General features: G+C 41.8%; 17 protein-coding genes and 1 pseudogene. 12 read left to right on the top strand and 6 right to left on the bottom strand.

Going from position 1 to position 21,914, the window contains the following annotated elements; all coding sequences use genetic code 11:
• Positions 1–52 precede the first annotated feature (52 nt).
• From AAEY97_RS00815 to AAEY97_RS00800, 4 genes and pseudogenes are all read left to right on the top strand, one after another.
• Complete coding sequence (locus tag AAEY97_RS00815) at positions 53–544, top strand: GNAT family N-acetyltransferase (protein ID WP_350995844.1); 492 nt, start codon at positions 53–55, stop codon at positions 542–544.
• 377 nt (positions 545–921) lie between these two features.
• Positions 922–1,164: pseudogene (locus tag AAEY97_RS00810) on the top strand (DMT family protein).
• A 72-nt stretch (positions 1,165–1,236) separates the two neighbouring features.
• Entirely contained in the window at positions 1,237–1,491 is a 255-nt protein-coding gene (locus AAEY97_RS00805) for a DUF2960 domain-containing protein (protein WP_011636402.1), read from the top strand.
• 27 nt (positions 1,492–1,518) lie between these two features.
• Positions 1,519–2,028 carry an RDD family protein gene (locus AAEY97_RS00800; RefSeq protein ID WP_101085820.1) on the top strand — a complete coding sequence of 170 codons (510 nt, stop codon included), beginning with the start codon at positions 1,519–1,521 and terminating at the stop codon, positions 2,026–2,028.
• A gap of 144 nt (positions 2,029–2,172) precedes the next feature.
• Here the strand turns inward: AAEY97_RS00800 and lptG are convergent, their stop codons facing one another.
• Both lptG and lptF read right to left on the bottom strand, forming a co-directional pair.
• Entirely contained in the window at positions 2,173–3,231 is a 1,059-nt protein-coding gene (gene lptG / locus AAEY97_RS00795; RefSeq protein WP_101085821.1) for an LPS export ABC transporter permease LptG, read from the bottom strand.
• Positions 3,228–4,340: an LPS export ABC transporter permease LptF gene (lptF, locus tag AAEY97_RS00790; protein WP_101085822.1), complete on the bottom strand. Its 1,113-nt coding sequence runs from the start codon at positions 4,338–4,340 to the stop codon at positions 3,228–3,230. Before lptF ends, lptG begins: the two co-directional genes overlap by 4 nt.
• 273 nt (positions 4,341–4,613) lie before the next feature.
• Between lptF and pepA the strand changes: the two genes are divergently transcribed.
• Positions 4,614–6,122: a leucyl aminopeptidase gene (gene pepA / locus AAEY97_RS00785; protein ID WP_350995841.1), complete on the top strand. Its 1,509-nt coding sequence runs from the start codon at positions 4,614–4,616 to the stop codon at positions 6,120–6,122.
• A 110-nt stretch (positions 6,123–6,232) separates the two neighbouring features.
• Here pepA and punR read toward each other — a convergent pair whose 3' ends face one another.
• A complete protein-coding gene (gene punR, locus AAEY97_RS00780; protein ID WP_350995838.1) occupies positions 6,233–7,135 on the bottom strand; it encodes a DNA-binding transcriptional activator PunR in 903 nt (300 codons plus the stop codon).
• A 210-nt stretch (positions 7,136–7,345) separates the two neighbouring features.
• Between punR and punC the strand changes: the two genes are divergently transcribed.
• From punC to AAEY97_RS00745, 7 genes are all read left to right on the top strand, one after another.
• The gene (punC, locus tag AAEY97_RS00775; protein WP_350995835.1) at positions 7,346–8,629 is read left to right on the top strand and encodes a purine nucleoside transporter PunC; all 1,284 of its coding nucleotides are present in this window, start codon (positions 7,346–7,348) and stop codon (positions 8,627–8,629) included.
• A 190-nt stretch (positions 8,630–8,819) separates the two neighbouring features.
• The gene (locus tag AAEY97_RS00770) at positions 8,820–9,602 is read left to right on the top strand and encodes a substrate-binding periplasmic protein (RefSeq protein ID WP_350995832.1); all 783 of its coding nucleotides are present in this window, start codon (positions 8,820–8,822) and stop codon (positions 9,600–9,602) included.
• A 234-nt stretch (positions 9,603–9,836) separates the two neighbouring features.
• Positions 9,837–10,529 (top strand): hypothetical protein, encoded by a 693-nt coding sequence (locus tag AAEY97_RS00765; RefSeq protein ID WP_350995829.1) that lies wholly within the window; start codon positions 9,837–9,839, stop codon positions 10,527–10,529.
• A 466-nt stretch (positions 10,530–10,995) separates the two neighbouring features.
• Positions 10,996–11,445: a DNA polymerase III subunit chi gene (locus AAEY97_RS00760; RefSeq protein WP_350995826.1), complete on the top strand. Its 450-nt coding sequence runs from the start codon at positions 10,996–10,998 to the stop codon at positions 11,443–11,445.
• 33 nt (positions 11,446–11,478) lie between these two features.
• Positions 11,479–14,385, top strand: coding sequence for a valine--tRNA ligase (locus tag AAEY97_RS00755; protein WP_350995824.1), 2,907 nt, complete (start codon positions 11,479–11,481; stop codon positions 14,383–14,385).
• Positions 14,386–14,600: 215 nt separating this feature from the next.
• Positions 14,601–14,939 carry a PBPRA1643 family SWIM/SEC-C metal-binding motif protein gene (locus AAEY97_RS00750; protein WP_011636389.1) on the top strand — a complete coding sequence of 113 codons (339 nt, stop codon included), beginning with the start codon at positions 14,601–14,603 and terminating at the stop codon, positions 14,937–14,939.
• A gap of 282 nt (positions 14,940–15,221) precedes the next feature.
• A complete protein-coding gene (locus AAEY97_RS00745; RefSeq protein WP_350995821.1) occupies positions 15,222–16,757 on the top strand; it encodes an MFS transporter in 1,536 nt (511 codons plus the stop codon).
• A 672-nt stretch (positions 16,758–17,429) separates the two neighbouring features.
• Here the strand turns inward: AAEY97_RS00745 and AAEY97_RS00740 are convergent.
• The 3 genes from AAEY97_RS00740 to AAEY97_RS00730 form a co-directional block, all read right to left on the bottom strand.
• Positions 17,430–19,826, bottom strand: coding sequence for an OmcA/MtrC family decaheme c-type cytochrome (locus tag AAEY97_RS00740; RefSeq protein ID WP_350995818.1), 2,397 nt, complete (start codon positions 19,824–19,826; stop codon positions 17,430–17,432).
• Between the two features lie 335 nt (positions 19,827–20,161).
• Positions 20,162–21,118, bottom strand: coding sequence for a LysR family transcriptional regulator (locus tag AAEY97_RS00735; RefSeq protein ID WP_101085831.1), 957 nt, complete (start codon positions 21,116–21,118; stop codon positions 20,162–20,164).
• 64 nt (positions 21,119–21,182) lie between these two features.
• On the bottom strand, positions 21,183–21,896 hold the full coding sequence (locus AAEY97_RS00730; protein ID WP_192115778.1) for a 16S rRNA pseudouridine(516) synthase: 714 nt from the start codon (positions 21,894–21,896) through the stop codon (positions 21,183–21,185).
• Positions 21,897–21,914: the final 18 nt, after the last annotated feature.

Below are 21,914 nucleotides of genomic sequence, written 5' to 3'. Positions count from 1 at the left end.
TAGGCTGTTTCTGAGTATAATTGTCACTTAAATAATGTGAACACTGAGTGATATGTCAATCCGCCCAATTACCGCTACAGACTGGCCCGCTATTATGGCGATACAAGCACAATGCTATGTCGAACTCACGCCAGAATCGCTATCTGTCATGCAGAGTAAATGGCGATCTTCTCCCGCTAGCTGTGTGGTGTTTGAACAACAAGGTAACGTGCTAGCCTACGCGCTTGTTCATCCTTGGTTGCAAGGCGATGCCCCATCGCTGGATACCGAGATCAGTGGCCAGATTAATGCCGATAGCTGGTATTTACATGACATGGCCATCTCACCCAACGCTCAAGGTTTAGGCATAGGTAAAAAGCTGTTTAATCATATCGTCAATCAGGCTAAATCAGCGGCGGTTAATGGCATTGGGCTAGTGGCTGTGCAAGGTGCACAAACTTATTGGCAGCAACAAGGGTTTACACCAAGCACCACCTCAGCAAAACTGACAAAGTCACTCGACAGTTATCCTGCTGGTGCATGTTACCTGTATTTATCCTTATAATAAGGTCTATCTCATGCACCCATCTGTCATCACCATCGGTTTATTGTGTTATACCAATCCTATTAAATATGTGCTCTTTCAGCGGGAGTTCAAAGTGCAGTAGGCAAGGCAGATGATTGAAGCGAATAGTGATTCTCGGTAACAAGCTCCTGCGTTACTCTACCTCCAGCATCCATGCCGTCGTATTTTGAAAACACCTAACGCAGCATAAAGTACTTTGAAACCCGCCAGAATGGAGTCTCTCAGGTATTCCACTTCTGTGTTGCATCGATTTAAAAGGGAACAACCATTTCTACATCAATGCGCCTTGAATTGAAAAACCTGAGAGACTCTGAACTGAGCAGATATTTAATGAGATTGGTATTAGTTATATCTTCATGACTTTTGCTTGATATGGTCATTTAAAAACCTTAAATAGCAAACCCTGGATTATCGCGGCTTTAGTGAGCAGAGGTATCGTCTTATTCGAATATTTATTGCAAGTTCCTGCGAATCGTCTTGGTTATACCATGATTAACGTGGGACAATTAAAGATTGTGCAAGAGGTCATCACCTTATGTGTATTTATCCCTTTTGCCGTTAGGTATCTCAAACACCCCTTAAAGCTTAACTGTTTATAGGCTGGGTTATGCCTTTTAGGTGCCGTATTATTTATATTTAAAAGTGAATTACATTAATTTCAGGAGTTCTCCATGGCGCGCCAAGTGATCTATACCTTTAAAGGCCAAACCAAAACTATCGCCTTTAGCTATGACGTACATCATGATCTTTATGAAGCAGCAGCTGAAGCTGAAGGGATTGATTTAAAAAAGTTTCTAATCTTGGAAAAGCAAATTGCGTTAACGTCCAAAAAAGGCGCTAAAGCAGAGAAAGAATTTCGTAAAACCGAGTTTGCACGTTTTGGTTTTACGAGTATCAAATTTGTTCGTGAAGATGATGAGATTTAATCATTTTGGTTTACGTAAGGGCTAACTATGTTGAATTCAGATCATGCTAATTTCCCACGAGCGAGTTTTGTTCGACGTTTAGGTGCAATGGCGTATGACTCAATGCTTGCTATTGCCGTTTATATGTTTGCTGGTGCGTTAGGTTTTGGGTTTTTCTTTGGTCTGCAGAGCACCGGACTTATCGCGATGGGTGAGTACGAGCATGTGTCAGACTTGCTCAACAACACCCCGCTTTACCATGGTATTTATCAATTTTGGATAGCCATTTGTGTTGGTGGGTTTTACGCCATGTTTTGGAGCAGAGGTGGACAAACTTTAGGTATGCGAGCTTGGCGACTTAAGGTTCAGCACCCTAATGGTCAGAACTTAAGTTTTATTACGGCCTGTGCTCGCGTCATTTGGTCTTTATTAGGTGTTGGTAATCTGTGGATTATCATCAATGCTGATAAGTTAGCACTACAAGACATGATGACTCGTTCTGAGGTTGTCGTGTTATCAGTAGAAGCCAATCAAATGCGTAACTGGCGTGGTGCATAAATAAGTCACATACCAAACTAACTTACCTGCAAACGAATAAACACGCATCAAACAAGTAATAAAAATGGCAACCCTTGGGTTGCCATTTTTATATACATTTTCACTTTCACTTTCACTTTCAATATAGACTAAACAACCAATTGATTATTTACGAATATAATACAAAGCTAAGCCAGTAAATAACATGCTGGGCGCAATTGCACCCACCGCCGCTGGCAATTCATATACTATGCTCATCGGGCCAAATATCTCATTACTGATATAAAAGCTAAATCCTGCCACAACACCCAGTAGTACACGAGCTCCCATGGTCACCGTGCGTAACGGTCCAAACACAAACGATAATGCCACCAGCATCATCACAGCGACCGTTACCGGCTGCATAACCTTGCGCCATAAAGCCAGTTCATAACGACTAGGATCTTGTTGGTTAACCTTCAAATAATCGAGGTAGTCAATTAAGCCGCTAATGGATAATGCCTCTGGCTTAACCGACACTACACTCAACTTATCTGGTGTTAACGAAGATTGCCACACATCAGTATCAAGGTGATCACGAATAACCCGATCATCTTTAACCGTGGTATTTTCAACCACAGATAACTGCCAAGCATCGTCAATAAATACCGCGGTATTCGCATGGGTCACTCGGGTTAATTCTTGTTGATCGTTAAACTCATATAAACTGATGTTACTGAGCGTATTAACGTCTTGAACCTCACCAATATTAACGAATAAATCACCATCTTTTGCCCAAATACCACGATGAGACTTAATCAAACTGCCACCGGATATTTTAGTCGCTTGAAGCTCTTTTGCGCTTTTCTCCGCAATGGGTGCGCCCCACTCTCCCAGCGCCATGACCATAATCATCAACGGAATAGCCGTTTTCATCGCAGATTGAGTGATTTGTAAACGTGACATGCCAGAAACTTGCATCACCACTAATTCAGAGTTTGATGCCAGCATGCCCATACCAATTAACGCACCAAGCAGTACCGCCATTGGGAAAAACATTTCAATATCACGTGGCACTAAAAACAGCACGTAAATACCGGCATCTAGCATGGTATAAGCACCGCGCCCGACCAAACGTAATTGATCAACCCACTTAATGATGCCTGATAGCCCAGTCAAAATAAGTAAACACAAGCCTGATGTACTCACGATCATACGTGCGATATAAAGGTCTAATATTTTCATGCCGTCACCTGCTTACGTTTAAATAAGCCTAAGAACTTCATCCCTGTCGGGCGCTCTTTAATAAGTAACAACAATCCTAATAACAGCGCAAAGCCATGGATCCACCACATGCCTAAATACTGCGGCACCACCTCATCTTGCAGGGCTTTTCGGCCTGCAATCATTAATCCAAAGTAACCTAAATACAGCAAAATAGCGGGACCCATTTTAGCAAACTTACCCTGGCGAACATTAACCCGCGCTAACGGCACCGCAATCAAGGTCAATAATGGGATTGCGATAGGGATAGCTAAGCGCCATTGAAATTCAGCTGCAGCTTCAGGTCCTGGAGTATCCAATAATTGATCAACTGGCATTGCAGATAATTTACGTCGCCGCTCATCCACTTCCTGTTCTTTAATCTCCATTTTATAACCACCAAACTCAATCACTTGCAGTTCGAGTGATTTAGGACTGCCCTGATAACGGAAGCCTTTTTCAAGTTGTAACTGTTGGCTGCCAATATTATCTTCAATCACACGACCTTTATTAGCGACGACAATATTTGTCAGGCCATTTTCATCTTCAGGATCAGGAAGCTGCGCCACAAAAACTTTATCTAAGCTATTGTCTTTATTTATTTTTTCAACAAACAAAACGGCTCGACCATTCGGGCTAGCTTGAAAACGACCTTGAGTTAAGGCTGCTAATCCAGCTTCAGATTGGGCTTTTTCTAATACCTGATTCTGACGTTCTTCGGCCCAAGGTCCGACATAAACCGACAAATAAGCTGTGAATAATAAATTGGCAAAAGCAAGCAATAGGGTTACTCGAGTGACATACCATTCACTCACGCCGACGCCATGCAATACCACCATTTCATTTTCAGCATACATTCGCCCATGAGCTAATAATATCGCTAAAAAGAAGCTCAGCGGTAACACTAACACCGTCAATTGAGGCAGATTTAGCCCTAATAATGTCATCACTAACGAAGCGGGGAATTCACCATCAGATGCATCGGCTAACACGCGCACAAATTGTTGACTAATAAAAATAGTTAACAGCACCAAAAGTACCGCAAATTGTGCTTTTAAAACTTCACTAATAAGATATCTAAATACAATCACAAGTAGGATCCGGTGGCTAAACTTATCTTTTTACTGGTATCAGAGCAACTTTCATGTAAACTGTCTACTTTCAACAGTTTTGCTAGTTTTCTGACCAGCGCGGAAGGTGCTTTGGGGTCATGGTTAACATCTATTTTGGCTGTCAATTTACGCCTCTTTTTCGTTAATAATCCCAAACAGTTATCACCTTTTCGTTGATTATATGCCAGATGGCCTAATGCAAACATTATCTAATAAATATAAAAATTTGTCTTTAAGAATCTAGGAGTGCTCATGGAGTTTAGCGTAAAGAGCGGCAGCCCAGAAAAACAACGTTCAGCCTGTATCGTTGTCGGCGTGTACGAACCTCGCCGTCTGTCTGGTATCGCAGAGCAATTGGATAAAATCAGTGAAGGTTACATTAGTAACCTACTTCGTCGGGGTGACCTTGAAGGTAAACCAGGGCAAATGTTGCTATTGCATCACGTACCAAACGTACTAAGCGAACGTGTTTTACTGGTTGGTTGTGGCAAAGAGCGTGAGTTAGACGAGCGCCAATACAAACAAATTATCACAAAAACCATCAGTACCCTAAATGAAACCGGTTCAATGGAAGCTGTGTGCTTCTTAACTGAACTGCATGTCAAAGGCCGCGACACCTACTGGAAAGTTCGCCAAGCCATTGAGAGCACCCAAAATAGTCTGTATTCGTTTGATGCATTAAAAACCCGTAAAGGCGAAACTCGTCGTCCATTACGTAAAATGGTATTCAACGTGCCTACACGCCGTGAACTTACCATTGGTGAGCGTGCAATTGAACACGGAACAGCCGTATCTGCTGGTATGCATTTATGTCGTGACGTGGCCAACATGCCGCCTAACATTTGTAACCCTGCATATTTGGCATCTCAAGCGCGTCAAATGGCTGAAGTGTATGAAAACCTTAAAGTCACGACGATAGGCGAAGAGCAAATGGCCAAGTTGGGCATGAACTCTTACCTTGCTGTGGGTCGTGCTAGTGCCAATGAATCTATCATGACTGTGATGGAATATCAGGGCGCCGTTGACAGTACTGAAAAGCCAATTGTCCTTGTCGGTAAAGGGTTAACCTTTGACTCTGGCGGGATTTCATTAAAACCTGGCGAAGCCATGGATGAAATGAAATATGACATGGGTGGCGCTGCTGGTGTTATTGGCACCATGAAAGCATTGTGTGAAATGAAATTGCCTATCAACGTTATTGGTGTATTAGCTGGTTGTGAAAACATGCCTGCTGGTAACGCATATCGTCCAGGCGACATTTTAACCACTATGTCGGGCCAAACGGTTGAAGTGCTGAATACCGATGCGGAAGGTCGTTTAGTGTTATGTGATGTATTAACTTACGTTGAACGCTTTGAACCTGAATTAGTGATTGATACCGCTACCTTAACCGGTGCTTGTGTTATTGCATTAGGTAAGCACGCTTCTGGTTTATTCAGTTCGCATAACCCGCTTGCACACGAAATGCTAAATGCTGGTGAGCAAAGTGGTGACCGCGCATGGCGCATGCCGTTATGGGATGAATACCAAGACATGCTAGACAGCCCATTTGCTGACATGACTAACTTAGGTGGTCGTCCGGCTGGTTCGATTACTGCAGCGTGTTTCTTGTCTCGCTTTACTAAAAAGTACAACTGGGCGCATTTAGATGTCGCAGGTACAGCTTGGAACAGCGGTGCAAACAAAGGCTCTACTGGTCGTCCGGTACCCATTTTAAGCCAGTTCTTAATTAATCGTGCTGGTGTTGAAATTAGCGAATAAGTATTAACTTTGGCGCATATTAAAGGGTAAAGCTTAAGGCTTTACCCTTTTTTTATTGTGGAAGACGTCAATACATTAACCTGTAAAGTAAACTCTCAAAACCATCTGTACTAGGCTAACCATTGACGATGTAACTGCTCTTCATCGCCTAAATAATCCAATACCCAAGCCAGCGCGGGTGACATTTGTTCATCATTCCACGCCAAACAGCAGGCGCTAGGTTGTTTAACTCTATGGAGCGTTTTACAGACTAACTTACCTGACTCAATTAACGGTCCAGCCAAATACTGCGGCATGTAGCCTATCCCTAAACCTTCGACAAAACAGTTAATAGCACTGTGCCAGTCGGGCACCACTAAGCGTCGTTGACTGTTTAACAACCACGTAATCCGTTTAGGAATATCACGAGAGGTATCTTCAAGACAAATAGACGGAAAAACACGCAACTCATCATCATGAAGTGGACCCATAATATTTGCCAATGGATGATCAGGGCTGACCACAAACAGCCAATCAATATTGCCCATATTAGTGAATTTAAATGCCCCACCGACTGGATTTGCGGTTGTCGCACCAATGGCAATATCACTTCTTCCTGCGGCAAGCGCTTCCCATACGCCATTAAATACTTCAATCCGAATAATCAGCTCAACATCTTGAAACTGTCTATAAAAATCTGCAATTAACGCATGAACGCTATCCGTTCTCACAATATTATCCAATGCAATAGAGAGCATAGGCTTCCAGCCATTAGCCACTCGTTGAGTGTCTCGTTTCATTAACTCCATTTCGTTAAGAAACTGACGAGCTTTGACAGCGAAATGCCTTCCTGCTGGGGTTAGGCTGACACTGCGATGATGACGAATAAATAACTCGACTCCCAGTTCAGTTTCAATTTGTTTGACTGAATAACTTATCGCTGACGGTACCTTATGCAATTTTTTCGCGGCTGCAGTAAAGCTACCTGTTTGGGCGACAACGTCTATTAGCTCAAAAACTTGCTGTGAAAGCATATCAATTTAACTCGCTAGAAAATGTACGGTAACAGCACAAGATGAATAACGCATTCGAGGTTTAATATTGAACTTAAGCCATACCCCCTAGGATCCTTTAATTACATCGTGGTATCAATACTTTTGATAGCAGCTGTCAAAAATAAACGTTTCCAGCTAATTTAGTAAACCATTAAGCTAGCGGCCTTTATTGAACTGACGAAAATAGATATGCCTAATTTGAACAATAACAATATATTAATCAACACAAAACAAACAAATATAACATTCTACTTGTTTCTGTTTTATTTAGCCTTACTGAGTATGTTAGGTTTTGTAGCTACCGACATGTACCTGCCATCATTCAAATCTATTGAAGGGACTTTTAATGCAAGTACCTCAGAAGTGGCCATCTCGTTAACCAGCTTTTTGGCTGGCCTCGCTATCGGACAGTTATTGTATGGGCCGTTAGTGCATAAAATAGGTAAACGGAATTCACTGTTTGCGGGTCTAAGCCTGTTTATGCTGGCAAGTGCACTCATTGCGTTCAGTGACAGCATGTTGATGATGAATATTGCCCGCTTCTTCCAAGCCATTGGTGCTTGCAGTGCAGCCGTTATTTGGCAAGCGATTGTGATAGAACAATACCCAGCCGATAAAGCTCAAAATATTTTCTCTAATATTATGCCTTTAGTGGCATTGTCTCCAGCATTAGCGCCCATTGCTGGCGCACTGATACTGAATAGTTTTGGCTGGCGTGCGGTGTTTATTAGCTTATGTATCATTGCAGTATTACTCATTGCCATGACGTATTTTTTTGTGCCAAAAGAAAAAGCTAGCGTACACAAAAGCAAAACTCATATCCGCTATAAGCAACTACTGGCCAATACCCAATATCTAGGTAATGTAGTAATTTTTGGTGCGTGTTCTGGGGCTTTTTTTGCTTACTTAACGTTGTGGCCTGCAGTGATGGAGCAGTATGGTTACGCCGCGACAGAAATTGGCTTAAGTTTTATTCCCCAAACCATCATGTTTATTGTCGGTGGCTACTCAAGTAAATTACTGATCCGCAAATTTGGCACAAAAGTCAGCCTAAACTGTTTACTGATATTGTTTGGTTTGTGTGTTGCGGCCATTTTCACCTCCAGTGTGATCCTCGATACAGAAACAATATTGCCACTGCTCATTGCATTCTCTTTGCTAGCAGGAAGCAATGGCGCAATTTATCCTATTGTGGTCAATAATGCTCTGCAAGAGTTCAGCAATAACGCGGCTAAAGCTGCAGGATTACAAAACTTTTTGCAGATTACTATCTCTTTTGGGGCATCAAGTCTGGTGGCAATTTGGGCAAGTGCGGGTGATAACGCTATTGGTTGGGGAATTCTGGCCTGTTCAGTATTGGTTGCCGTTGGCCACATAATTAAAAGCCATGATTCTTGGGCACAAATACATCAGAATTTTACCTTTCCTGATCCAGCAAGATTATCTCAAGCCTCAACTAAAAATGACCAGTAACCGTGCTCTGGCGATAAAATAACGCCTTATATGATGAGGTTATAAATTTGTCTATAACTTCATCATATGCTAGGTTATTTATTGAACAATTTAATGTTCCAATTAATCATCAAATTAACAATCACAAGGAATGGATTGAATGACACAACACAACCGCTTGATAATGTCATTAGCGTTGGCAAACCAATAAATGAAACGCTTGCCTTTAACGCTTTATATCATCTTCCTCAGCGTTTGCTTTGCACTCACGCCAACGGGCGATCTATTTGCAAAAGACCATCCGCAAGTTCGATTTATCACCCATCCTTTACCCCCATTTAGTTATCTTGACAATGATCTTTTAAGCGGTTTTTCTATCGATATTGTTCAAGCGATGATGCAACATACCCAGCACACAGCCAACATTGAAATGTATCCCTTTAATAGAGCTTTTCAGTTATTAAAGTCGCAACCCAATACTGCGTTGTTTGTCATTGCTAAAAGGCCAGAAAGAGAAGTAAACATGAAATGGGTAGGTCCCATTATTAGCAGCGGAGTGTATTTTTACCAAAAACGTAATTCCGGACTCTCATTAGCATATTTAGAAGACTTAAAACGTGTCCGAAATGTTGGTGTAGTACTGGGTAATGCTGATCACACCTATTTGGATTCCCAAGGATTTACTAACCTCAGTACTGATAAATCCCAATTACAATCGCTCAAAATGCTCAGTTATGGCCGAGTTGATGTTGCGCCAATGAGCGAACTAGTGATGCCATTTTTGGCAAAAGCAGCCGATATCGATATCAACTCAATAGAACGTACCCCGATTAAGTTATACGACTCTACCTTGTATATCGCATTTTCAAACGACACTTCTGATGAGATTATTGCACTATGGCAGCAAGCATTTGATGAGTTAAAATCATCAGGTATGTACCAGACCATTTATCAAGATTATTTTCCAACTGATACCGATATTGCTAAGCGATAACGGATCATTAATTTCCAATACATAACAACTGCAATAGATAATTTTTACTATCGAATTTTCGTTATCCGCTAAATATGCTTAATGCAATATCCCCAAAAGATCCTCTCTAAACCAAACTGACTAAGAATAAACAATGATTAACTTGTTACATGTAAGTAACAAATTTAATATAAAACCCAAAATAGCTTAAATATCTAATTTAATGAAATAAAACTCACTGAAAGGAATGTTCAGATGAAGGCGATGAAAGTCATACTCATTTCAATAGTCAGCGCGTTGGCGCTTTTTGGGTTAATGGCTATTTTATTGGGCTGGCTACTCAGTTCCATGTGCGGTAATAATGTTTACACCGAATCACTTTCATTAGATAAAATGTACAAGGCTGTTATCTTTGAAAGAAGTTGCGGCGGCGCTTCTGGCTACTCAACTCAAATATCAATCATAAAAGCTGACGAGCAACTGTGTGACAATTGTGCTGGCGACGTGTTCGTTGCCAATGACCATCCTAACGATAATAAACTCAACTTAGTCTGGTTAGGACAACAAGATTCTGACGACCAACAACTGCAAATTCATATTCCAGCTGATATCGTAATTGAGACTCAAGAAACGACTTGGTCCTCTTGGTTTGACAGTATCGATATTTCCTACCCTGTATTTGACCATTACCCATTAGCCTGTGAACAAACGCCGCAACCTAAAGCGTGTCAGTTTGTGACAAATGATCAGAAACTTATTGATGTGTTAATCAATTATGAAGGCTTTAAAAACCATAAAGCACTGGCTGTATCGGTTAACGATATGGGTAATGTTAGATATGGATACGGTTATGGTTATGACTCAATGTTAAAAGCACAACGCAGAGCTTTAAAAGAGTGCACCAAAGGGACTAGTCCTACTCATGTAAAATGTGAGTTAATCCGTTAAGGCAAACCAATGCGATTTGAACTCAAACAACACAAAACACATTTAATTGATAATCAGAAAATAGATGTCTATTACAATCGTGTCACCACCCGTTTTAGCTTATCCATAAATCAGCAACAGGTTTATAGTCGACTACTAGTGTTAAGCCCATGGCGAAAGCAACAAATCCTTATAAACAACACGCCATACAACTTAACCATCATTTGGTTTTTATTGTGGCGATCCAGTTTAACCCCTACTCAGCAGTCAGACCGCCATCCTACAATTATAGAACTTCTGCCTGAACGGCGTAGAAAATCCATTATGATCGCGATATATTTAGGATTAATTAGCAGTATTAAACTGACGCTAGGGATATTAATCTATTCCAACGTCATATGAATATCGCATCACGAGGCCATTAACCCGCAGACGATTTTAGTGTAAACTCGAGCCCAACTTATTAACCTGTTAAAAGCATCACCACATGACTCAAGCCTTGTTTTACCTTATGCCTGATAATCATAATCAAATGAGTGCATTAGATGCGCTCTATTTAGCTGCTTGCAGGTTAGCTGAACAACAATATCGTCAACAAAAAACCGTTTACATTCACTGCAAAGACAAACAGCAAGCTTATGCCATTGACGAATTACTGTGGCAATTTGAACCAAACGCCTTTGTACCACACAACTTAAAAGGTGAAGGCCCAGTAACAGGTGCACCTGTGGAAATAGGTTTTGATACCTTAGGGCCAAATAAAAGTCGCCAAGTTCTGATTAATCTTGCAGACCAAATGCCCAATTTTGCGGTAAACTTGCCCCATATTATCGATTTTGTCGCTAATGATGACGAACTCAAGCGCATTGCTCGCAATCGCTACCGTCAATATCAGAATGTAGGCATTACGCCCAGCACTCAAGCATTAGCTGAATAAACACTTAATTTAGATAGAGAACATAACGCTCCTATGGAAAAAACATACAACCCAAAGTCTATCGAACAAGCCCTTTACCAAAACTGGGAAGAGCAAGGTTACTTCAAGCCGCATGGTGATGAATCAAAAGGCAATTACTGCATCATGATCCCGCCACCGAATGTAACCGGTAGCTTGCACATGGGTCATGCCTTCCAAGACACCATCATGGATACCCTTACCCGCTTTGAGCGCATGAAAGGTAAAAATACCTTATGGCAAGTCGGCACCGACCACGCGGGTATTGCGACTCAAATGTTGGTTGAGCGGAAGCTTGAAGCCGAAGAAGGTAAAACTCGCCATGATTTAGGCCGTGACGCCTTTATTGATAAAGTGTGGGACTGGAAAGAACAGTCTGGTGGCACGATTACCAAACAGCTTCGCCGTATGGGCGCATCGGTTGATTGGGATCGCGAACGTTTCACTATGGATGAAGGCTTATCAAAAGCGGTTCAAGAAGTGTTTGTTCGTCTATACGATGATGAACTTATTTATCGTGGTAAGCGCCTAGTTAACTGGGATCCAAAGCTACACACCGCCATTTCAGACCTTGAAGTTGAAAACAAAGAGAAGCAAGGCCACATGTGGCACTTCCGCTATCCTTTGGCCCAAGGCGCATTAACAGCCGACGGTAAAGATTACCTAGAAGTGGCCACTACGCGCCCAGAAACCATGTTAGGTGACAGCGCAGTAGCCGTGCATCCAGATGATGAACGTTACCAGTCATTAATTGGCAAATTCATTCTATTGCCTATCGTTAACCGTTTAGTGCCGATTGTTGCCGACGATTATGTCGACATGGAATTTGGAACCGGTTGTGTAAAAATCACTCCAGCCCATGACTTTAACGACTATGAAGTCGGTAAACGTCATCAACTGCCTATGTACAACATCTTCACCTTAGATGCCGCCGTACGCAGTTTTGTTGAAGTGATTAATACTGATGGCACCCCAAACAAAGGCGTCGAGATGGCCTTGCCAGAGCGTTATGTTGGCCTCGATCGCTTTAAAGCCCGTGATGCTATCGTGGCTGAATTTGACAGCTTAGGTCTACTTGAAAAGGTCGCTCCGCACGGCTTAAAAGTACCTTATGGCGATCGCTCTGGTGTGGTGATTGAACCATTACTAACCGACCAATGGTACGTGGCTGTGCAGTCAATGGCTAAAACAGCCATTGAAGCAGTAGAAACCGGTGAAATTAAGTTTGTGCCGCAACAATACGAGAACATGTACTTCTCATGGATGCGCGATATTAAAGACTGGTGTATTTCACGCCAGTTATGGTGGGGACACCGTATTCCAGCTTGGTACGACGAAAACGGCAAAGTCTACGTTGGTCGTAACGAAGCAGAAGTCCGCGCTAAACATCAATTTGCTGACTCTGTGGTACTACGTCAAGACGATGACGTATTAGACACCTGGTTCAGTTCAGCATTATGGACATTCTCAACCTTAGGTTGGCCAGACAATTTAGAAGATTTAAAAACCTTCCACCCAACCGACGTGTTGGTTACCGGTTTTGACATCATCTTCTTCTGGGTTGCCCGCATGATCATGATGACCATGCACTTTATTAAAGATGAAGATGGCAAGCCACAAGTGCCTTTTAAAACCGTTTACGTTACCGGTCTTATCCGTGACGAAGTCGGCAATAAAATGTCAAAATCTAAAGGTAACGTCCTTGACCCATTAGACATGATTGACGGTATCGAGCTTGAAACCTTAGTTGAAAAGCGCACTGGCAACATGATGCAGCCGCAACTTGCCGCGAAGATTGAAAAGAGTACCCGTAAAGAATTTGCCGACGGCATTGAAGCTCATGGTACTGATGCTTTGCGCTTTACCTTAGCAGCAATGGCATCAACTGGCCGCGACATCAACTGGGACATGAAACGTCTTGATGGCTACCGCAGTTTCTGTAACAAGTTATGGAATGCGTCACGTTACGTGTTAATGAACACTGAAGTGCAGACGGATCCTGATAGCGATGAAGCGGGCGAGCCTTTAGATTGCGGTCAACTGTTAGTAGATGGCAAACCGGGTGAGATGGAATTGTCGTTAGCCGATCGTTGGATCATTGGTTTGTTTAATCAAACCGTGAAAAACGTTGAAGACCACATGGCCGCTTTCCGTTTCGACTTAGCCGCTAACACCTTATACGAGTTCACTTGGAATCAATTCTGTGACTGGTATTTGGAATTAACCAAGCCTGTTATGCAAAATGGCACTGAAGCGCAAATGCGCGGTACTCGCCACACTTTGGTCAATGTGCTTGAAAAAATGCAGCGTCTAATGCATCCATTTATGCCGTACATTACTGAAACGATTTGGCAACGTGTCAAACCGTTAGCAGGCGTAACTGGCGATACCATCATGCTAGCATCATTCCCAACTTATCAAGCAGATCAAGTTGATGCGACCGCGATGGCCGATCTTGAGTGGGTTAAGCAAGTGATTGTAGCAGTACGTAATATTCGTGCAGAGCTTAACATTGCCCCATCAAAGCCGCTTAATGCGTTACTGCGTGGTGTGAGCTACGAAGATCGTATTCGTCTGGAAGCAAACCAAACATTCTTTGCAAGTTTGGCTAAACTCGAAACGATGACCATTTTAGCAGAGGGTGAAACAGCGCCAATGTCGAGCACTCAGTTAGTCGGCAATATGGAGCTATTAATCCCAATGGCAGGTTTGATCGATGTAGGCGCAGAAATGGTCCGTATCGATAAACAGTTAGAAAAGCTTGCTCAAGAGATTGCCCGTATTGAAGGTAAATTATCTAATCAAGGTTTTGTGGCTAAAGCCCCTGCTGCGGTAATTGATAAAGAACGCGCTAAGATGACCGATTTAACTCGTGATATTGAAAAATTAAACGAACAAAAAGTCGAATTAGCTAAGATTTAACTGCACTAAGTTGTTGTCTTAAGGTTTACTTTGTTTAACAAAGCACTATTAAAAAAACCAGCGAATAACTCGCTGGTTTTTTATCTTTGTTGATGTGACCCATGGCGATAATATTAGGTTTATTTGGTTCAAAATTGAAACTTTGATATCTCAACTTACATTTTTGGTGTATAAGCTTCGGCCAATATCATCATTCTATCTAATGGGTCAAAACCATGTCTGATAAATACTTTTTTAAAGGTCGTAGAACCCCTAAGCCAGCTTATGGTGAAAGTGGTTATAACACCAAACGTGCAGCCAAACTGGGCACGGAAGCGTTACCGTTAATATTGTCAGTTCAAACCGAAGCTCGCCAACATGAAGTGGCTGCTATGGTCGCTGAACAGCAACTCTTTGCTAATATCACTATTGATGCTGATAAACCTGAAAACATTGTTGATTTAACTGGTTTATTGAATAAACCTAAAGCGGTTACTTCTGAAGCTAAGCCAAACCGCAATGATGCTTGCCCTTGTGGCAGTGGTAAAAAGTACAAAAAGTGTTGTGGTGCTTAAACCGTAACACCAACGTTAGGCCCGTTGAGAACTAACGGGCCTATGATTAACTATTGAAGCGGATCTTACGATCCGCTTTTTTATTGCCTTTAGATTGTTAACGTTAACGTTGTATACACTTAACAGTCGAGGCTTGCCTATGTAACCACATCACAAATTCACAAATGAGCGGCACTCTGGGCGGATCACTTATGGATAGAGTTTGGTATTAATCACGAACTTAGGTAAAGTGTCAGCCTTTGTTATAAAAATGAAACAGACCATAAAATAAAAGGGTGACTTATGAGCACTAATTCACACTCAGGCAATGACTTGAGTGAAGTAAAACAGTTAGGCATGTGGGCCGCGATCACCAGTTTAGGCTATATATTTTGGCTTGTCGGTGGCATGGAGCTAATAGAACGTATTGCCTATTATGGCGTCAAAGCCAGTGCTGGTTTATACGCCAAAGCGCCTGTTTCAGAAGGCGGACTGGGCATTAATTTAAGCGATTACGGTATTATTATATCCGTGTGGGCGCTACTACAAACCTTCGTGCCGGTGTTAACTGGCGGGATTTCTGATCGTGTTGGCTACAAAGAAACCATTTTCGTTTCTACCATCATCAAAATATGTGGTTATTTAACCATGGCATTCTTCCCCAGCTTCTGGGGTTTTCTTGCCGGTGCCATGTTGTTAGCCATGGGGACCGGGGTATTCAAACCTGGTATTCAAGGCACCTTAGTACTGTCAACTAACCGAAATAATACTTCAATGGCTTGGGGGATTTTTTACCAAGTGGTTAACATCGGTGGGTTTTTAGGTCCATTGGTTGCAGTACACATGCGTCAATTATCTTGGGATAATGTATTTTACGCCTGCGCAGCCATTATCTCGTTTAACTTTTTATTCTTATTAGCTTATAAAGAGCCTGGCAAAGCTGAGCGTTTAGAGCGCGCACGCCAAGTAAAAACAGGGGAGATAACACAACAAGCACTGTGGAAGGATGCCTTAGGAGAACTAAAAAAACCTGTGGTGATTTACTACATGCTGGTGTTTGCTGGTTTTTGGTTTTTGTATAACTCATTATTTGATGTATTGCCTATTCACATTGCGGAATGGGTTGATACCAGCGTCATTGTCACCTCCTTATTTGGCCCAGAAGGCACCAGCAGCGGCATATTGCAGTTCTGGCTAGGGTTGAATAATGACGGTACCAAAGTGATGCCAGAGGGCATGCTTAACCTCAACGCGGGGATGATCATGACCACTTGCTTTATTGTTGCTGCGCTTACGGCTAAATATCGCATTACCACCACCATGTTTGTCGGTTGCTTATTGAGTATTTTAGCCATTGCCTTGGTCGGTGCATTTAATGCGGCTTGGATGATTGTATTGGCTATTGCCATGTTCTCTGTCGGCGAAATGATGATCAGCCCAAAGAAAAACGAGTTTATGGGTAACATCGCACCTGAAGGTAAAAAAGCCATGTATTTAGGCTTTGTCATGCTTCCTCAAGGCATAGGTTGGACGTTAGAAGGTTATTTCGGCCCTAAGCTTTATGACATGTACGCGTCAAAAGAACGCATCGCCCGTGAAGCGCTATCTGAACATGGTATGAACTTAACCGATATTGCTAACATCCCTCAAGGTGAAGCATTTAGTCGCTTAGTCAGTACCACAGGTCAAGACCCACAGGCATTAACCCAAGCTTTATATCAAGCCAACAATATCGGCATGGCTTGGTATATTATCGCCGCCATTGGGATTATTTCTGCTGTAGGTATTTTCATCTACGGAAAATGGCTATTAAGGATGCAGCGCCAACAAGTGGCTTAGTTGAGCTGACTGTAGAGTACTTTCCATAAAGTACCGATTTGATATAAGGGAAGCAGCAATGCTTCCTTTTTGTTTTTCATCCCAAATAGGTCGATAGATTTTAATGAAGCAATAATACAACCCCTCGTTAACTTACCTCTCATTAACTTATAACGCATTAACTCCGTTGTTATTACCGACTATGGTTTATTACCTACTCTATTTATCACCTACTCTGTTTATTATCTACACAGTCCATTGCCAATTGGTAGCCCTTATACATCAAATGACGCACATCAAATAACAGACGTAATGTGTCAATAATCTCAACGATTTACATGCCGAAGTGTCTGGCCCATTAAGTCATTATCAGTTTAGATAAAGCGCCACTAGGTTAGATGGTTAAGTTGACGTTGAAATGTCATTAACCTCTTCAATGGTCGATTAAATAGCGATAACTAAAGCTACTGGCATTGGCTGGATTGAGCAGATTTGATTAGGTTGGTTTGGTTTAAATCGGATTAGATTGGGTAATAAATGATACTGAACGATATCTTCTTGAGAAGAAATATTAATACCGGCTGGCCATTAAGTGCTTATACACTGATGGATAAAATGAATAAAAAAAGGGAGGCATTGCTGCCTCCCTCTTACTTACTTTCTTAAGTGATGATTAAGAAGTTATCTAGATATTTAGTGCGCTGCACCAGAGTGAACTTTATCAAGACCGTAAGTTTTACCTTCAGCATGACAAGTTGCGCAAGACTCAATTGGTACACCGGCAGCAGACATTACGCTATCACCAGCAACTGTCGCACCATTACTCTTGAAGTGAGCTAGAGCAGCAGCACCAGAGTGAGCGTGACAACTACGACATGCTTCAGCGACAGGAGAAATAAATTCGCCACCACTGATTGCAATTGCAGTTCTGCCAGATGTTAACGTACCAGTGCCAGAGAAGAATGGCATAGCATCCCCTGCAGCATTCGCATCTTTATGACAAGCTTGGCAATTTGTTTTAGTTGCAGGATAGTTAACCCAAGTTTCACCATCTGTACCTAAGTAAATGCCAGCACCTGTGCTACCTGCAAACAAACCACTGTGGAAGCGATGTGCTACGGTCACTAGATCACGGTTGTTATAAGTTAACCCTTCAACAACTTCAAACGTAGGTTCGCCATCAGCATCTACACCAGCTTGCTTGTAAACATCTGCATGGTAAGAACCTGCATAGTTGTTGTTATGACAATCAGCACATTGTGTAAAGTTAGTCACACCATGGTTAGGTGATTTAACGTGAGACAAGTTGTCATGACAAGCATTACATTTAGCTTCGTCAGCTGTTGTACGGTCGTTACCAGCCTGTGTAGGTGAGGTATAAGCTGTCAACTCAGGACTAACGAAACGTAGATTGTCCTCAGTTAATACGCCTTTAGCCGCAACTGCATCAAACATAAAGTACTTAGTGACAATGTTAGCTGGAACAGGTACATCACAAGCACCAGTATCGGTTCCTGCACCTTCAGCTAGTTTGGTATTAACAACAACCATATCGGTCGTTGTATTACCACACATGTTCATTTCAGAAGTAACTGAAAGTATTTGGCCGTCTAACTGATTAGGTGTAAGTGCTTTAGTTAAGGTTAACTTGCCACTTTGAACCACAAACATTTCTGGATTAGAAGCTGTATTGATACTTAAACCACGCACATAATCGCCATTGCCATCAAGTGTACCGATTAAAATATCATCACCTGATTTAGCTTTGTTTAAGTACTGAGTTAAATCAGTACCATCAGCCGCAACCACACCATTTAATTTAACATCAATGATGACAGTTAATACGTCTGACGCGACTTCAGCAGAAGCAACCTCTAGTACCAAACCATTTTCAAAGGCGGCACGGCGATCAACACTGTGAGCTTCGATTGGGCTTAAACTACCTGCGCCATGACAACCAGAACAAACAGCGTCACTAGCAGGAACGATACCTCTATGGTTAACACCCGTCGTTAAATCAACATCAACGTGACATGATAAACAGGCTTCAGCATAGACATTGTCGTTCCACTGTGTGCCATTATCATGACAAACAGTACATTCATTTAACTCAGCAGGAAATCCAACTCCACCAAACATTTCTTTGGCTTCACCAGTCAACTTGTCAGCAATATGATGACCAGCATGAATAGTATGGATCATGGCATTGAAGTTAACGTTAAAACCAACTTCAGGATCGTCTTGTCCACCAGCATAAGCAGGATTATGACAAGCTACACAATTTTCAACTTTTTGGTAATTATGATGAGCACCAATGTTGGCAATACGCATATCAGTATCAGCGTAACCTTCCATTGGGCTATGACATCTAATACATGCTGCACTAGACACAGCATCTTTTGCAGAAACAGCAAGTTCGCCAGTAGCAGGAATAAAATCTACTGGCGTTGATAAAATCTTATCACTTACTGCTGTACCATCAGCCATCGTAACGTCATAGGCACGAATAAACACACGGACTAAATCGTTTGCATCACCACTTGCTAATACCACAGGCGCATTACCATCATGTGCCCAAGTACCAGTATAAGTACCAGGATTAGCTTCATCTTCAACTAATGTACAAGCATCGACTACAGCGCCGCCTCGAGCTGCGGCAGTACCGGTTAAGGTACAATACATGCTGCTACCAAAATCATTGGCAAGTGCATGGTTTGTCCACAACATTGGTGCGCCAGTGTCAGTAGCATTAGCTGATTGACTGGTCACGTATAACGCAACTTTATCAAGCCCAGTGTATGGAACGTCCGCTCCGCCACTTCCTTTACCTGTTACAGTAAATTTAACGTTAAATGGATCAGCACCTACTACGACGATATCCGTAGGAGCCAGTGTTAAGGTAAAGTCATAGGCATTTTCAACTGTTGTAACAACCGAACCAGCTGGAGTACCAGGCGTGCCAGGTGTTCCATCTGTACCCGCGGCACCAGCAGCTCCGTCAGCACCATCACTGCCGTCAGAACCACAACCGGTCACACCTAACGCTGCAATAAACGCTGCAGCAAGTAATGTTCTATTATATTTCTTCATTTTAAATCCCCCGATTTAAATTTGTAGGTTTTACGCATCTAAAATATAAGGAAATAGAACAAAACACCCGTCTGCAGTGGTAAACCTGTGAGGTTTGGTTACAAATTCGTTAACAGTAATCGATAGTTTTAGTTTTAGGTATACGCAAAAATGAAACCGTCAGTTTCAGATTAAGTAACCCTAAAGAGGTATTAAATGTATTTTGATAATGTAAAAAATAGTGGGTGACCAATAAAAAACCATAAAATCAGCGATTTACATAAATAATGGCTATAAAAAAGATTCAGACCACAAAATTAAGTGTTCTGAATCTCATCAAAAAATGTTACCAATCTTCACACTAGCAATGACTTAATGATATTGATTATCACTTCCTTAACATTTGACGAATAACGGCGGTAGTGTTCTGCTCGCTCAATTAAACAATAACTTGGCATAGCCATCACGCTATTGAGCTTATTAAATTCATCATGTGGAAGTTTTTCTACTCGTAATTGAGGAATTTGTTGCGCAAACGAACCTTCATTACAAATCGTAATGGCTAAGCTGTCCATGGTCAGTATGTGCCAATACCAATCTTCGAGTTTTCTTGCGCACTCAATATCTTCTAGTAGCAAACCATGGGTTTGACAATATAACTCTAAAGGATCAATACGATTGTTAAAGCCTTTACAGCGTAAATACACCACAGGGTGTTGAATAATATCTTCTAACTTGATGTTCTCAACACTACCCCAAAATGAATGGTTAATATTACCTACAACGCATAAAGACGTCACATTGGCAATAGGATAAGCCTCTAAACCATGAGCATCTTGAGTTTCAAAGCCAATACCAAAATCGAGTTCGCCATTGTAAATCAACTCTTCCGTGTCAGCTTGCCAACTGTGAAGTTTAACTTTGCCGATAACATCACGCGGAAGCTTACTTAACGCAATGGCTACACTGGTAATAATGCTCGGCGATACTGCAATATGTAAAATCGGTGTTTGATGGTGATTTAAGCGGTCGTCTGCCACTCGCTCAATTTGGCTCACCATGTCACACAATTGGCATACAGGCTGGTACAAACGTTCAGCTAATGGGGTCGGTTTTAGCCCTTGTTGGCGACGAAAAAATAATTCGTCATTAAAAATAGCCCTTAATGATGTTAAACATCGACTAATTTTTGGCGCGGATACAGCAAGCTCTTTGGCTGCAAAATTAGCAAAGCCAGTTTCGTAAATGAGCTTAAACACCAACAAACTAAATACATCTAATTCGCTGACTTTTTTCAGTGCTTGAATATCCACATATCACCTAATCTGCTGTAATGAGGCGATTAAATTAACATGTATCCAAATAAAAAAAATTGATCTAGTGCTGAAAAATGCTATCAACTTCAGCTTTTGTTAATGAACGAAATTCACCCAACGCTAACTGGCTATCAAGCACGATTTCACCAATAGATTCACGATGTAGCGCCACCACCGGATTTCTAAAACGACCAAACATTCGCTTAATTTGATGGTACTTACCTTCACGCAACACCACCCGAGCTTGATGACTTGATAATACCGTGAGTTGTGCCGGTAATGTGGTGATGTCTTCAAATTCAAAATACATCCCTTTAGCGAATGCCTCTACATACCCTTGCTCTAGCGGATTAGCTAAGGTTACCAGATACTGTTTGTCGACTTTATGCTGCGGCGACATTAATGCTTCGGACCATTTAGCGTCGTTGGTTAATAATAATAACCCGGTAGAATGTAAATCTAATCTACCAGCAATATGTAACATATCAGTGTTGACGCCAGTTATTAATCCTAATGCCGTAGCGTGTTTATCATCAATGGTTGCACTTACTACCCCATCAGGTTTATTAAGCATATAGTACTGTTTTTGATATTGACGCAGCACCACACCATTACATTCAATATGAGTAAACTCATCAATTTGTAAGTCTGGTGACTTAGCAAACTGGCCATCGACAAGCACTTTATTGGTGACTAACAATAGCCGAACCGCTTTTTTGGGGATTTGTAACGTACCAGCAATAAATTGGTCCAGTCGACCTCGTTTAGACACCATAAAACTTCACCAATATAG

The organism is Shewanella sp. TB7-MNA-CIBAN-0143 (assembly GCF_040310065.1).
Taxonomy (GTDB): domain Bacteria; phylum Pseudomonadota; class Gammaproteobacteria; order Enterobacterales; family Shewanellaceae; genus Shewanella.
This window is presented reverse-complemented; position numbering and strand designations above follow the sequence as displayed.

Excerpts from the sequence above, each read along its gene's own strand:
- AAEY97_RS00800 (WP_101085820.1), top strand. The coding sequence starts at position 1,519 with ATGTTGAATTCAGATCATGCTAATTTCCCACGAGCGAGTTTTGTTCGA.
- pepA (WP_350995841.1), top strand. The coding sequence starts at position 4,614 with ATGGAGTTTAGCGTAAAGAGCGGCAGCCCAGAAAAACAACGTTCAGCC.
- AAEY97_RS00750 (WP_011636389.1), top strand. The coding sequence starts at position 14,601 with ATGTCTGATAAATACTTTTTTAAAGGTCGTAGAACCCCTAAGCCAGCT.
- AAEY97_RS00730 (WP_192115778.1), bottom strand. The coding sequence starts at position 21,896 with ATGGTGTCTAAACGAGGTCGACTGGACCAATTTATTGCTGGTACGTTA.
- AAEY97_RS00815 (WP_350995844.1), top strand. The coding sequence starts at position 53 with ATGTCAATCCGCCCAATTACCGCTACAGACTGGCCCGCTATTATGGCG.
- lptG (WP_101085821.1), bottom strand. The coding sequence starts at position 3,231 with ATGAAAATATTAGACCTTTATATCGCACGTATGATCGTGAGTACATCA.
- AAEY97_RS00770 (WP_350995832.1), top strand. The coding sequence starts at position 8,820 with ATGAAACGCTTGCCTTTAACGCTTTATATCATCTTCCTCAGCGTTTGC.
- punC (WP_350995835.1), top strand. The coding sequence starts at position 7,346 with ATGCCTAATTTGAACAATAACAATATATTAATCAACACAAAACAAACA.
- AAEY97_RS00765 (WP_350995829.1), top strand. The coding sequence starts at position 9,837 with ATGAAGGCGATGAAAGTCATACTCATTTCAATAGTCAGCGCGTTGGCG.
- punR (WP_350995838.1), bottom strand. The coding sequence starts at position 7,135 with ATGCTTTCACAGCAAGTTTTTGAGCTAATAGACGTTGTCGCCCAAACA.
- AAEY97_RS00760 (WP_350995826.1), top strand. The coding sequence starts at position 10,996 with ATGACTCAAGCCTTGTTTTACCTTATGCCTGATAATCATAATCAAATG.
- AAEY97_RS00805 (WP_011636402.1), top strand. The coding sequence starts at position 1,237 with ATGGCGCGCCAAGTGATCTATACCTTTAAAGGCCAAACCAAAACTATC.
- AAEY97_RS00755 (WP_350995824.1), top strand. The coding sequence starts at position 11,479 with ATGGAAAAAACATACAACCCAAAGTCTATCGAACAAGCCCTTTACCAA.
- AAEY97_RS00740 (WP_350995818.1), bottom strand. The coding sequence starts at position 19,826 with ATGAAGAAATATAATAGAACATTACTTGCTGCAGCGTTTATTGCAGCG.
- AAEY97_RS00745 (WP_350995821.1), top strand. The coding sequence starts at position 15,222 with ATGAGCACTAATTCACACTCAGGCAATGACTTGAGTGAAGTAAAACAG.